A 13,929-nucleotide genomic window follows, 5' to 3' on the forward strand; every position below is an offset into this window, starting at 1 on the left:
AATGATAAAGAAAACAAACCTTATGGCATTGTCTCTTATAGTAATGACAATGTCGATTGTGGTGTCTTGTAAAAAAGTAGTGAATGATAAAGGCGGTGGAGACGGAGATATTGATATAACGACTCCAGATGGAACAGCGCAGGATAAACTTTATGACTCTATATATCTTTATGCTCTCCAAACATATTATTGGAATACGCAATTACCAAGCTATAAAACTTTTAATCCAAGACAATATGAAAATGCTAATGACTCTTTAGGTTTGGCAAATGAGGTATATGCATTTACAAGATTCCCTAAGGATGCAAATGGCAATATATACGAACAAAAGATAAAATATGATGAACAAACCGCTGCAAATGAGCCGGATAATTCTGAGCCGAAATTTTCACAGATATATTATTCTGACAATAGTTTTGCGGGAAATGCGGGTTTTATACCATATGTTCAATTTGGTAATCAAAGGGAAGAAACAACACTGGATGGAAAAGACAGCAGTTTAGGTTTGATAGTAAGTTTTGTCCCTGCAGATTTTTCTGATGATAGTGTTAATATTATTAATGACTCAATTGTGGAAAGTTTCAAGTCGTATATGTGCGTTGTCCGTTATGTCATTAGTGGTTCGCCGGCTCAAAAAGCAGGGATTAAAAGAGGAGATATAATATCGGCTGTGGAAGGAGGAAAATATAATTTTGGGACAAGTTTGGCTCCAAATGATGGCAATATAAACTCCGTTGGTAATGCTATATATTATTCTAACTCATTGGATTTGTCGGTATATAATTCTGTTGATAGAAAAGTGTCGAATTATTCTTTGAATGCTGTCTCATATACTTTTAATCCAATATTCAAAAGTAAAGTATTGAATTACGGTAGTCATAAAATAGCATATCTCGCGTTTTTTACTTTTAGTGATTATTCAAATGCTCAACCTGTATTGGATTCTGCATTTCAGAGTTATGCAAGTCAAGGTGTAACTGATATTGTGGTTGATTTAAGATATAATGGTGGTGGTTATGTGAACACAGCTGAAACCTTGGTCAACTATCTTGCACCAACATCTGCGAACAACAATACGATGTACACCGAATATTATAATAAAACTATGGTAGATGGGAAAGCAACACTGTTGAAAAATATACCACAAGATTATAGCGATTTATCTAAAGGTAATTTATCTCAACTGAATTTTTCTCCATCTGAGCAAACCTTCCAAATACAAAAAGCTGGTGGTGTAAATTTGCAGAAAGTATATTTTATTGTAAGTAGCGGAACTGCATCTGCCAGTGAATTAGTTATTAATAGTTTAAAGCCTTATTCAACAGTTACCCAGTTGAGTGCAGATTTTTCAGATACATCTTCTTTCACTTATGGGAAACCTGTTGGCTTTTTTGAAATACGTGCAGGGAAATTTAGTATGTGGATTCCAAATTTTGAAACGAAGAATGCAAATGGAGTTGGAGGCTATTATCAAGGGTTACCTGCTACAACATACAGTGGAAGACCTTTGAAAGAGTTTGATGATATACTACACGATTTTGGAGACCCAAAAGAATACTGTTTATCTGATATGATTTACCTAATCTCTGGTGTGGACACTTATCAAACAAATGGAAAGTCATTATTCGCAAATCAAAGATCATTACCTTCAATGATATTAAAAACCAAATCCGTGGGAAATGTTTATCGCATTTCAAATATGATTGGTAAACCGAAAAGAATACTAAAATAAATGAAAATTGTTTTAGTATTTTAAATCTTACAACAGCATTAAAAAATCGGGGTCGTTTCAATTATATGAAACGACCCCGATTTTTTAATGCTAATTTCTAAAAAGAAACTATTTCTTTTTATCTGCTGCTGCTTCTTCCTGGCGCAACTGACGAGTCATTACGATAGATGCGATGGGAATACGCTTGGAGTTCATGATTTCCAATGCAGGTTCCTGTACATCTTCTACACGGATATTGCCATTCAGTTCAAGATTGGTAATATCTACTTCGATAAACTCTTTCAGATCTTTAGGCAAAGCTTTTACTTTCAACGATTTTAATTTAGTGATAAGTTTACCACCTGCTTTTACACCTGCCGAATTACCGGTAAGTTTTACAGGAATTGTAGCGATTACTTTTTTACCTTCTACAAGTTCCAGTAAATCTATATGCGTAAGTGTGTCTGTAACTCTGTCGAACTGTAAATCTTTCAGAATTGCAGGATAGGTTTTACCATCAATTTTTACTTCAGCTTTTTGAAACTCTCCGGTGTATACTAAAGGTTTAAACGCTTTAGCAGAAGCGTAAAAGTTGATCTCTTTTTCGCCGCCATAAATTACACCAGGCACATTTCCCTGAGAGCGAATTTGGCGGGTGGCTTTCTTTCCGCTTTCGGTCCTCAGTTGTCCTTCGATTGTAATTGTTTTCATTTTTTATGTTTGAATTTTAAATAAAAAACATTTTTATTTGTTTGCTCTTTCGCGTTCCCTTAATTGAGAATGGATAAACAAACTTGTAATGCTCTTGTTTTCATAAGCATTTCTTATTGCGATAGCGAACAAATCAGCGACTGACAATACTTTAATTTTGTCGGAAGATTTCTCCATCGGAATAGTATCGCACACCACCATCTCTTCCAGCACGCTATTTTCGATTGTTTCGTAAGCCTTACCGCTTAATATCGGATGCGTACACAACGCCCGAACACTCTTTGCACCTTTTTCTTTCAGCAATCCTGCGGCTTTGGTAAGTGTGCCCGCAGTATCGCAAATATCATCAATCAGCACAATATCTTTTCCTTCCACATCGCCGATAACTACCATGCTTGCGATTTCGTTGGCACGCTTGCGATGCTTATCGCAAATGACCATTTCTGCATTGAAATAGTTGGCAATTTCCCTTACACGGTTGGTACTTCCAACGTCAGGGGCGGCAAAGGTAAGATTTTTTAGCTTTAATTTCTCAATATAAGGAATAAAAATTGCGGAGCTGTCCAAATGGTCCACCGGAATGTCGAAGAATCCCTGGATCTGCGCAGCATGTAAATCCATTGTAACCACTCTGTCTGCACCGGCAGCTTCGATTAATTTTGCCACTAATTTCGCGCCGATTGCCACGCGCGGCTTATCTTTTCTATCTTGCCGTGCGAAGCCGAAATAGGGAATTACGGCGACAATTTTGTAAGCGCTGGCACGTTTTGCCGCGTCAATCATCAGCAAGAGTTCCATCAAATTGTCGGTTGGAGCGAATGTGCTTTGTACCAAAAAAACATAATCGCCGCGAATACTTTCAAGAAACACAGGCTGAAATTCGCCATCACTGAATTTTTGAATATTGATTTTCCCGAGTGGCGCACCGAAACGCTTGGCTATTTTTTGCGCCAGCTCCTGCGAACCTGTGCCGGAGAAAATCTTTACGGAAGGATTCATCATAAATAGATAATGTGGAGATTAGGCGCGAAGATAAAAATTTGAAAGAAATAGAGCGGAAATAATTTTTATATAAATTTGATTGTTGAGTTCGCAATAGCGGCAAATAGTACTCTTTATGTTTTTTACAAACAATTTGAAACAAATCAACATGGAAAAACTCTCTATTAAAAACTGGGCGGAAGATGACCGACCACGCGAAAAACTCTTACTCAAAGGCGCATCGTCATTGAGTAACGCGGAGTTGCTTGCGATTCTCATCAACAACGGAACGAGATATGCATCGGCGTTGGATTTGGGAAAATCATTATTGAACAAAGCGAACAACAGTATTCATCAACTTTCAAAACTATCTGTCAAAGAAATTTTGCAATTGAAAATAAAAGGCATTGGCGAAGCAAAAGCGGTAACGCTTGTTGCCGCATTGGAACTTAGTAATCGCCGGGATGCAGAAGCAAAATTGAAAACAAGCATTACGCAAAGCAATGAAATCGCAGCGTTTTTAAAAGCTAAATTGCAATACTTGCAGAAAGAAGTTTTTGCTGTCGTATTTCTCAACAATAGCAATAAGATAGTTCAGTTTGAAATTATCAGCGAAGGTGGCATTACAGGAACTTTGATTGATGTGCGGATTATTTTGAAAAAAGCATTACAGCACAATGCGACCAATATTATTATTTGCCACAATCATCCGAGCGGAAATTTAAAACCAAGCCGGGCAGATGTTGATATTACTCAAAAAATAAAATCCGCATCCGAAACTTTGGACATCAAATTGCTTGACCACATCATTGTTTCGGACACGGGATTTTTAAGTTTTAAAGACGAAGGATTGTTTTAATTAATTTGCCGAATAAGTCGAATTGATAAACTTCGCAACATTGTCGTGCAATTTTTTCAACGACTCAAGATGCAGGTAAACCATGTGTCCCGAATTATACCGTGCGTATTCAATATTCTTTTGCAATGAAGCAGGCATGGGCAAATGCTTCATTTCATATTCGCCTTCATAATATGGTGTTCCCAAATCAAAGTAGCCGGAATTCAGCATTACTTTTAAGCTTGGGTCTTGAATCATTGCATTTGCCAAATCGTTCATCACATTCGGAAAACCAACAAATCCTCTGCGGTGGAAATCCCAGCGACCGGTATTGCCATAATTGTGAAACTCCTGTCCTTTGCCGAACTTCAAAGTGGTACGGGCGTAACTATTAAAAGTCGCAGTAAAAGCGCCATCGATATACGAATCCATCGGGTCGTATTCGGCGCCTTCGCTTAATGGGTCAATAGCATAACCGGAAAAACGAGAATCCAGTCTTCCCGTGATTTTACTGCTGTCGCCAAGCAATGTTTGTTCAAACTGTGGACCGTTTACTCTAAGATTAGCTTTCTTGATATAATCAACAGGTAAGCCTGTATATTCATGCAACTTTTCAGCAATTTGGTTGAAAGAATTTGCATCGAGCGCTGCGCCTTGGTTTAATGCAAGCGCGTAATCATTCATCGCAAAATGCTCAACTTCTTTCAGGAACGGTTCTAATTGCGCAGGTTTATTCGGCAGCTTGTTGTGATACCAAGCCGTTGCTGCAAATGAAGGTAATACCAATTCAAATGGAAGTCCGTCTCCGGGATTTTGTCCGGTTGTTTCCGTCATAAAGCTGTATGAAAACAATTGCGACAAAAGAATAACGCCATTCAGACTGATGCCTTCGTTTTCCAAATCATTTGCCACAACAGCGGAACGGAAAGTTCCATAGCTTTCGCCGAACAAATATTTGGGCGAGTTCCATCTGTCAAATACGCTTACAAATTGTTTAATAAAAGCTGTAAATGCACGTCCGTCCTGGTCAATGCCGTAAAATTGGTCGGGAGTTCCCGCGCCGCCCATTTCTTTTGTAATGAGTTTGCTGAAACCTGTACCCGGCGCATCTATGAATACCAAATCGCTTGCATCCAGCAGGCTGTAATCGTTATTGACCGTTCGGTACGGTGCTTTGGTCCTGCCGGCTTCATTAAGGTAAACTCTTTGCGGACCCCACGCGCCCATATGCAGCCAGAGTGTGGCGCTGCCGGGACCTCCGTTGTAGATAAATGTAACCGGGCGTTTCGACGGGTCTCCGCCTTTTTTAAAATACGCCGTGTAAAATACGCTCATAGTGGGAACGTCTTCTCCGTTTTTTAAAATTAATGTTCCCGCGACAGCCTGGTAATCAATGTGTTTTCCTTCCACCGTTACCGAACCTTCCGTTACCGATTTCTGCGGTTTTTTGTAATCTATAGTTGAGCTGTCTCCTTTTCTTTCGGGTCGCGGCGCCATGCTTGAATCTCTCCTGAATGGTCTTTGTGAAAATGCAGAAAATGATAGAAGCGACATCAGCGCACCCGAAGCAATGTGTTTTGTAAATTTCATTTGCATGAGTTTTTGGATAATGATTAAAATATTTACGGAATCGATTTATAAAAAATCGCCTTTGATTGAGGCATTGAAGTTAAGATATTTTAAATATTCATTTATATTTTTGAAAACCTTTTCGGTTAATCGGATATTTTATTCGTCAAGGTCAGATTTGTGAAGCATTTTCTCTTTGTTCCCGAAGTGTTCCGAATAATTTTTCATTTTCTACTTTCTACTTTTGTGTTATTATTGCAAAATTCTGAAATAACGAAACGAATATATTTTATCAGTTATGGCAAAAAATTTATTGATAGTTGAGTCGCCTGCGAAAGCAAAAACCATTGAAAAAATTTTGGGCAAAGACTTCGAAGTTGTGAGCAGCTACGGGCATATCCGCGATTTGGACAAAGGCGATAACGGTATTGACATTGAACATAAATTTACGCCGCATTATATTGTTCCCGACGATAAAATTAAAGTTGTAAATCAATTAAAACAGCAGGCAAAAAAAGCAGGCGAAGTGTGGCTCGCATCGGATGAAGACCGTGAAGGAGAAAGCATCAGCTGGCATTTGGCGCAGGTTTTGGGGCTTGACCCGAAGACAACTAAAAGAATCGTTTTTCACGAAATTACCAAGCCTGCGATTGAACGCGCTGTGCAGAATCCGCGCACGATTGATATGAATTTGGTAGATGCGCAGCAAGCCCGTCGTGTATTGGACAGATTGGTTGGCTTTGAATTAAGTCCCGTTTTGTGGCGAAAAGTTGGTATGCAACGCAGCCTTAGCGCAGGTCGCGTGCAAAGTGTTGCCGTGCGGTTGATTGTGGAACGCGAAAGAGAAATCAATGCGTTCACAACCGAAAGTTCGTTCAAAGTTGAAGCTATTTTTCAGGCGGATGACATCAATAAAAAGAAAGTAAATTTTAAAGCGGAAAGCGGCAACAAATTTGCCGATGCAACATCCGCAGAAGCATTTTTGGAAAGTTGTAAAAACGCAACATATAAAGTAAATGATATTCAGGTAAAGCCCGCGAAACGCACGCCGTCCGCACCTTTCACGACTTCGACATTGCAGCAGGAAGCAAGCCGCAAGCTTGGTTTCGGCGTGAGCAAAACCATGATGCTGGCGCAACGTTTGTACGAAAATGGTTTCATTACTTATATGCGTACCGATTCCGTGAATTTGAGTGCAATGGCTTTGGGCGAAATTCAATCTGAAATAAAAAATTCATATGGCGAAAAATATTATCAGCCGCGCAAATTCAAAAACAAAAACGAAAGCGCACAAGAAGCGCACGAAGCCATTCGCCCGACATATATTCAAAACCACAGCATTGAAGGCTACGACGAAAAACGCTTGTACGATTTGATTTGGAAGCGCACCATTGCTTCGCAAATGAGCGACGCGGAATTTGAAAAAACAATTGCGAAAATTGATATTTCCACCAATAAAGAACAATTGACAGCAAGCGGCGAAGTAATGAAGTTTGACGGATTTCTCAAAGTGTATCTCGAAGGAAAAGACGATGAAGATGAAGACGAAAACAATGAAGGCGTATTGCCGCCGTTGCAGGTAAATCAGTCATTGGATTTTATTGAAATGACGGCAACAGAAAAATTCACTCGCCCTGCACCACGCTATACAGAAGCATCGCTGGTAAAGAAATTGGAAGAACTCGGCATCGGTCGCCCATCAACTTATGCGCCTACGATTTCTACCATTATGAAAAGAAATTATGTAGAAAAAAGCGACAAGCAAGGTACGCCGCGCGACATTCACATTCTTCATCTGGATAATAAAAATAGCATTCGCCAAAAAAAGAAAACTGAAATCACAGGCGCGGATAAAGGCAAATTAATTCCTACGGATTTGGGCATGGTAGTTACGGATTTTCTCACGCAGCATTTTAAGAATGTGATGGATTATAATTTCACTGCACGCGTGGAAGAAGAATTTGACGAAATTGCCGAAGGCAAATTGGTTTGGAATAATATGATTCATACGTTCTATGGTCCGTTCCATCAAACCATTGAAAATACATTGGAAACTGCAGAACGCGCCAAAGGCGAACGCGAACTCGGCACCGACCCTGAAAGCGGCAAAAAAGTATATGCACGCATGGGACGCTACGGCGCTATGGTGCAGATAGGCGAAGCCGATGATGAAGTAAAGCCGCGTTTTGCATCGCTCAACAAAAACCAAAGCATCGAAACTATTACGCTGGAGGAAGCATTGGATTTGTTCAAATTGCCATTCACGCTTGGCGATTATAAAGACGCAGAAGTAAGCGTAGGCGTTGGTCGTTACGGTCCTTATGTAAAATGGGGCGAAACATTTATTTCCATTCCGCGCAGCACCGACCCATTCTCGGTGGATATGGACAAAGCCCTTGAATTGATTAAAGAAAAAGAAGCAGCCGATGCGCCGATTGGCTACTACGAAAGCAAACCTGTAACCAAAGGTAAAGGGCGTTTTGGTCCGTATATCAAGTGGGAAGATTTGTTTGTAAATGTTCCTAAACGGTACGATTTCGACAACCTTTCTCAAAAAGATATTGACGAGTTGGTTTCTCAAAAAATCGAGAAAGAGGCCAACCGTTATATTCAGCAATGGGAAAGCGAAAAAATATCAATTGAAAACGGTCGCTGGGGTCCGTTTATTCGTTTCGGGAAACTGATGCTGAAGTTAGGCAAACGCGCCGACGGCGAGAAATTTACGGATGAAGATTTGAAAACCATTTCTTTGGAAGAGGTAAAGAAAATCATTGAAAGCCAGGTGCCCGGTGCGTTTGAGAAGAAAACAAAGCCGGTTAAAAAAGCAGCGAAAAAATCGCCAACGAAAAAAGTCGTTAAAAAATAAATTATATAGTTATGCAAAGAACTCACTTGTATGTACGCGCAGTAGTTATGTTATTCCTAATAACTGCTCTGACGATATTGTCGAGCAACGTAAAGGCGCAAAAATTATTTTTTGTCTTCGGGCATGTAGGCTACGCACAACCCGGCAATGGTGGTTTGATGAACGATTACAAATTTGGTTTGGGGGCGGAAGCCGGTGGCGGTATAAGAATTATTCATAAAACTTACGTTACGGGTACTATCGGTTATTCTTATTTTGCAGATGTGAAAAATGGTCCGGGGCATTTATCTTATACGCCTGTTCGTTTCGGTATTCGTCAGAATTTTTTGCCGTTAAACATCTTATTCCTTCATGCCGATGTCGGTTCCGCAAGTGTAAAAAATAATATTACCAGCGGTAACCGCTTTACGGGTTCTTTCGGCGCCGGCGTAAAATTGGGTCCTCTGGAAGGACAAATAGATTACGAATTAATCGGGAAAAAATCAGCCGACCCATCAGGAACAAATGGCTGGGTTGCGTTTAAACTCGGTTGGCGCTTCGGATTATAAATATAAAGAAAAGTAAAATGCCGGTTTTTCGGTTGAGGGCAATAAACAATATTGCTCATTGATTTTTTGTTTTAATACTTCCCGATTGTGCATCAGACTTCAACATATTTCTGTTCAAATAGATAGAACATTTCTTAATTGAAAATAAATTCGGGCTTGAAAAAAGCGTTGCAAAAAATTATGCAACGCTTTCTTTCATTAAACACAGTCAATCATCCAATCAACTAATTTTCCCGTTCCTCAGCCAATCGCTTTAAATACAAAGCTTTTGCTCGTTTAAAGCGAACGCTCCTGTTGGCTTTAAATTCATTTTTCAATAAGAAATAAAATCCAATCCAGGTTGCAAAGAAAATGATAGCGGTAAGTTTGGGTATATACATTGATGCCGCGAATGCTGCAATAGCCGCCGTTACCAATGATACTAAGAACGGTTTCACTAATTTTCTTTCCAAACAGATATCTACCACATAATAAACCGTAGGCACTACAACCAAAGTCAATAACAACGAACTCGTCAATCCGCCGATGATAACCCAAGCCATTCCCGATTTTACTTCGGAGCCCGAACCCGTCGCCAAAGCCATCGGCAACATACCGGTAATCATTGCAATGGTCGTCATCATAATCGGGCGGAAACGCTCGCGTCCTGCTTCGATTAATGCTTCTTTCAAAGGTCGTCCTTGTGCTTTTAAGTGATTGGTAAAATCGACTAAGAGAATACCGTTTTTTGCCACCAATCCCATCAACATAATTAAACCAATCATTGCGAAAATGGATAATTCCTGCTGTGTTAATGCCAATGCGAGGAATGCACCAATCATTGCCAAAGGCAACGCAAACAACACCACGAAAGGATAAATAGCGCTTTCGTACAATGCCACCATAATGAAATACACGAGCAAAATACCAATGCCTAATGCCATTAACAAGCTCGTCATAGAATCCTGCATATCTTTTTGATTGCCGATAAAATCGGCGGTTACACCCGCAGGAAATTTATACTTCGCAAACTTCGCGCGAATGCTGTCGCCGACTGTTCCGTTGGAAACGCCGATGACTGTTGCATTAATCGTAATCGAAGGCAAACGATTAGTTCTTTCCAACACCGATTCGCCAATTATTTCTTTCACTTCGGCGAATTGCGAGAGTTGAAATGATTGTCCGTTTGCGCCTGTAAAAGTCAGTCTTTTTAAATCATCGATGCTGCTTCTGTCGAAGCGGGAAAATTCCACCATAATGTCGTATTCGTTGCCATTGTATTTATATTTCGCATTGTCATTTCCGCGAAAAGCAACAGAAATAGCGTTGCCCACATCCGAAGGATTCACGCCAAAGATTGCCATCTTTTCCCTGTCCAGAGTAACATCGTATTCGGGCTTCGGATTTTTGGTAGAGAACTCAACATAATTTGTCCCGTGAACGGCTGCAACCATTTGTTTTAAAGTATCTGCAACGGTGCGAACAACTTCATGTGTCGGTCCTTTTACGGCAATCTGAATATCGGGCTGCGCTGCGTTTCCCGTAATATCGACCTGCGAAACCGAAGCTTTCACGCCCGGAATTTTTGAAATACTATCCACCATTCTTGAACCAAAATCATCGGACGAATAATTGCGTTTCGATTTATCTGTCAATTTTACATTTATTTCTGCAAGATTGCTGTTGCTCGTAGTCCCAAGCCCAGTGCTGGAATAGCCGATATTAGAAAAAACATCCACTACATCTTTTTGCCGCAATACAATTTGTTCCGCTTTTTCGGTAATCATATTGGTTTCATACAAAGATGTTTGCGGTGCCATTTCAAGCTTGATTACCAATTGTCCCTGGTCGCCTTTACTCACGAAGGTCGCGCCGATTAATCCACTTCCGAAAATGGCAAACGTAATTGCAAACAACACAACGATGATGCCGAGCAAAGAAAGCTTCGTCCATTTATTTTTCAAGAACCAGCGTAATGCGCTTGTGTAGCTGTCGCGAAATCCGTCCAACACTTTTTCAAACCAAAGATTTAATCTTCCCCACAAACTTTTTTTAGACAGATGAACCAATCTTCCGAAACGCGATGCGAGCAATGGCGTTAAAGTAAAACATACAAACAGGCTCATTAATGTAGAACATACAACCACTAAGGCAAATTCGCGCAGGATAGAACCGATTAATCCGCTTGTTAAAGCCATTGGTAAAAACACCACGACATCTACCAATGTAATTGCCATTGCGGTAAACCCAATTTCGCTGCGACCGTCTATTGTCGCGGTTTTGCGGTTCTTTCCCATTTCCATATGGCGCATAATATTTTCCAGAATCACAATGGAATCGTCCACCAAAATTCCCACAACCAACGACAACGCCATGAGTGTCATCAGGTTTAGCGACATGCCGAAAAGATACATGAAAATAAAGGTCGGAATCATGGATGATGGCAGCGCAACCAATACAAATAACGAACTGCGGACGCTGTGTAAGAAAAATAACATGACCACCGAAACGATAACAACCGCAATCATCAAATCGTCCATTACGGCATTTGCCGATTGCAGGGTGTAAGTCGATTGGTCGGTTGCAATATCAAAGTGCAAATGAATGTCTTTGTACTGCGTTTCCAAATCCTTCAATCTTTGCTGCACAAGTTTGCTCACATTTACCGCGTTGGCATCGGTTTGTTTTTGCACCTGAATACCGATGGAAGGTTTGCCGTTCATGTGATTGAGTTGAGTAGGTTCTTCAGCGCCGTCCACAACATCGGCGACATCGCTCAGGTAAACTTTACCGCCGCCGGAAGTTTGCAGCACCACCATTTTGCGCACAGCATCTACATCCTGAAACTTTGCATCAAACTTAATAGTGTATTCGCTTGCGTCGGCTTTGACTTGTCCGGCAGGCGTGGAAAGGCTTGAAGCATTGATAATTTGCGCCAACTGACCAATGCTCATGCCATAAGATTTCAGTTTATCTTGATTGACATTTACCAAAATTTGTCTTTCCGTTCCGCCGATAATTGTTACCTGTCCAACGCCTGGAACGTTGGCTATCTGTGGTTTTATCTGTTGGTCAATGATGTCATACAACGAACGCGAATCGGATGTAGAAGTAACGCTCATCATCAGAATTGGAATATCATCCGATGAAAATTTATTGATGACAGGCTTATCAACATCGGTTGGTAATTGGGAAGTAATCGCATCTACCTTGCGCTGCGCATCGCTGATGGCTTTGTCCACATCAACACCGTTCAACAAACGAATCGTGATAATTGAAGCGCCTTCCATGCTGGATGATGTTATCTGGTCAATACCTTCTAAAGATGAAACGCCGTCTTCAATTTTCTTGGTTACATTGTTCTCGATTTCATCGGCAGACGCGCCGCGATATGTGGTGTTGATGCTGATAATATTGGCATTGAATTTTGGCAGTAGGTTATAATTCAAACTTCTGTACGACATAATGCCGAACAATATCAACACCGTGAAAATCACGAGAATCAACAACGGTCTTTTGATGGCTAATTCGGTTAATTTTTTCATTACTATAAATTAAAAAGTAAAAATTATTTGTGGTTTCTCACAGAGTTCGCAAAGTAAGTGGGACACAGAGGAAATGTCTTTGTGCCTCAATTTCTCTGTGCGCACTGTGTGAAATTATTCTGTAATCGCTTTTACCAATGAACCTTCTTTCAGATTGATTTGTCCGCTTGTAATCACTTGCTCGCCTGTGTTTAAGCCGCTTTTCACTTCAATCAAATCGCCGATTTCTTTTCCTGTAACGATGTTTTTAGTGATGACTTTTCCGTTTTCAACCACATACACTTTCGGTGTTTGCATTCCTTCCAACAAAGAAGAACGTGGAATCAGAATTGCCGTTCCTGAAGATTTTCTTTCAAAATTTACATAGGCAAAAGTTCCCGCTTTTAACGGATGCGCATCACTGTTTTGTAAAGTAATTTCTACCTGGTAATTATGCGTAGCATCGCCTTTGTCGCTGATAAAATTGATGTGTCCTTTGAAAATGGTATTCGGATAAATATCCGTTGTTACCAAAACTTCCTGACCAATTTTTAAAGAATAAACATCGGCTTCGTTCACATTTACATCCGCTTTTAAACTTGATAAATCCACGATGTGTCCGAGCGAATTTCCTACTGCAACATATTCGCCGGATTCTTTTAGTTTCGTAACAATTTGTCCGTTAATCGGTGCTTTGATTTTGGTGTCGGAAAGTTGCTTGTTCAGCAAATCAATTTGGTTTACTGCATTGTCGTAATTCAACTTTGTGTTTTGTACATCCTGCAAAGTGGTTGCATTGCCCGCGTACAAAGTATCGTTACGTTTCAGGTCTTTTTCCAATTTGTTTTTGTTGGTTACCGCCTGCTCTAAATTGAGCTGTATTGCACGGTTGTCAAGACTTGCGACAACTTCGCCTTGAGAAACCCTTGTTCCCAAATTAAAGTTTACCGAAACCAATTTCCCTGCAACAATTGCATTTATATCTGCTTCTTTAAAAGGAATCAACGTGCCGACTTTTACCAAACTATCATTATAGTTTTGCAAAGCAACGGTATAAATGTTTACGGGAATTTGCAAGTTTGTAATAGGCGCAACTGCTTTCTTTTGGTCAATTTCTTTTTTATTGGATGCAAGTTTAAAAGCAATTGCCCCAAGTACCAAAACAACAAAAGCGATGATGAATATTCTTCTTAACATAAAAT

Annotated in this window: 9 protein-coding genes; 4 read left to right on the forward strand and 5 right to left on the reverse strand. The window is 40.2% G+C overall.

Going from position 1 to position 13,929, the window contains the following annotated elements:
- The first annotated feature begins 1 nt into the window (after position 1).
- Positions 2-1,732 carry a S41 family peptidase gene (locus A9P82_RS00515; RefSeq protein WP_066202883.1) on the forward strand — a complete coding sequence of 577 codons (1,731 nt, stop codon included), beginning with the start codon at positions 2-4 and terminating at the stop codon, positions 1,730-1,732.
- Between the two features lie 108 nt (positions 1,733-1,840).
- Here the strand turns inward: A9P82_RS00515 and A9P82_RS00520 are convergent, their stop codons facing one another.
- On the reverse strand, positions 1,841-2,422 hold the full coding sequence (locus A9P82_RS00520) for a 50S ribosomal protein L25 (RefSeq protein WP_066202885.1): 582 nt from the start codon (positions 2,420-2,422) through the stop codon (positions 1,841-1,843).
- Positions 2,423-2,455: 33 nt separating this feature from the next.
- Entirely contained in the window at positions 2,456-3,424 is a 969-nt protein-coding gene (locus tag A9P82_RS00525) for a ribose-phosphate pyrophosphokinase (RefSeq protein ID WP_456263919.1), read from the reverse strand.
- 115 nt (positions 3,425-3,539) lie between these two features.
- On the opposite strand from A9P82_RS00525, the gene radC reads away from it, so the two are divergent.
- On the forward strand, positions 3,540-4,262 hold the full coding sequence (radC, locus tag A9P82_RS00530; RefSeq protein WP_231891180.1) for a RadC family protein: 723 nt from the start codon (positions 3,540-3,542) through the stop codon (positions 4,260-4,262).
- Here the strand turns inward: radC and A9P82_RS00535 are convergent, their stop codons facing one another.
- Positions 4,263-5,831, reverse strand: a complete 1,569-nt coding sequence (locus A9P82_RS00535) for a S10 family peptidase (protein ID WP_197492198.1) — start codon at positions 5,829-5,831, stop codon at positions 4,263-4,265. It lies immediately after the preceding gene.
- Between the two features lie 277 nt (positions 5,832-6,108).
- Between A9P82_RS00535 and topA the strand changes: the two genes are divergently transcribed.
- Together topA and A9P82_RS00545 are read left to right on the forward strand one after the other, a co-directional pair.
- Entirely contained in the window at positions 6,109-8,676 is a 2,568-nt protein-coding gene (topA, locus tag A9P82_RS00540) for a type I DNA topoisomerase (RefSeq protein WP_066202888.1), read from the forward strand.
- 11 nt (positions 8,677-8,687) lie between these two features.
- Positions 8,688-9,224, forward strand: a complete 537-nt coding sequence (locus A9P82_RS00545) for a hypothetical protein (protein ID WP_156522569.1) — start codon at positions 8,688-8,690, stop codon at positions 9,222-9,224.
- A 224-nt stretch (positions 9,225-9,448) separates the two neighbouring features.
- Here the strand turns inward: A9P82_RS00545 and A9P82_RS00550 are convergent, their stop codons facing one another.
- A complete protein-coding gene (locus tag A9P82_RS00550; protein ID WP_066202895.1) occupies positions 9,449-12,748 on the reverse strand; it encodes an efflux RND transporter permease subunit in 3,300 nt (1,099 codons plus the stop codon).
- Between the two features lie 114 nt (positions 12,749-12,862).
- Complete coding sequence (locus A9P82_RS00555) at positions 12,863-13,924, reverse strand: efflux RND transporter periplasmic adaptor subunit (protein WP_066202897.1); 1,062 nt, start codon at positions 13,922-13,924, stop codon at positions 12,863-12,865.
- Positions 13,925-13,929 lie beyond the last annotated feature (5 nt).

It is taken from the genome of Arachidicoccus sp. BS20 (assembly GCF_001659705.1).
Classification (GTDB): domain Bacteria; phylum Bacteroidota; class Bacteroidia; order Chitinophagales; family Chitinophagaceae; genus Arachidicoccus.

Bases quoted from the DNA above. Each gene is read 5' to 3' on its own strand.
- A9P82_RS00515 (WP_066202883.1), top strand. From the start codon at position 2: ATGATAAAGAAAACAAACCTTATGGCATTGTCTCTTATAGTAATGACA.
- A9P82_RS00535 (WP_197492198.1), bottom strand. From the start codon at position 5,831: ATGAAATTTACAAAACACATTGCTTCGGGTGCGCTGATGTCGCTTCTA.
- A9P82_RS00525 (WP_456263919.1), bottom strand. From the start codon at position 3,424: ATGATGAATCCTTCCGTAAAGATTTTCTCCGGCACAGGTTCGCAGGAG.
- A9P82_RS00520 (WP_066202885.1), bottom strand. From the start codon at position 2,422: ATGAAAACAATTACAATCGAAGGACAACTGAGGACCGAAAGCGGAAAG.
- A9P82_RS00550 (WP_066202895.1), bottom strand. From the start codon at position 12,748: ATGAAAAAATTAACCGAATTAGCCATCAAAAGACCGTTGTTGATTCTC.
- topA (WP_066202888.1), top strand. From the start codon at position 6,109: ATGGCAAAAAATTTATTGATAGTTGAGTCGCCTGCGAAAGCAAAAACC.
- radC (WP_231891180.1), top strand. From the start codon at position 3,540: ATGTTTTTTACAAACAATTTGAAACAAATCAACATGGAAAAACTCTCT.
- A9P82_RS00555 (WP_066202897.1), bottom strand. From the start codon at position 13,924: ATGTTAAGAAGAATATTCATCATCGCTTTTGTTGTTTTGGTACTTGGG.
- A9P82_RS00545 (WP_156522569.1), top strand. From the start codon at position 8,688: ATGCAAAGAACTCACTTGTATGTACGCGCAGTAGTTATGTTATTCCTA.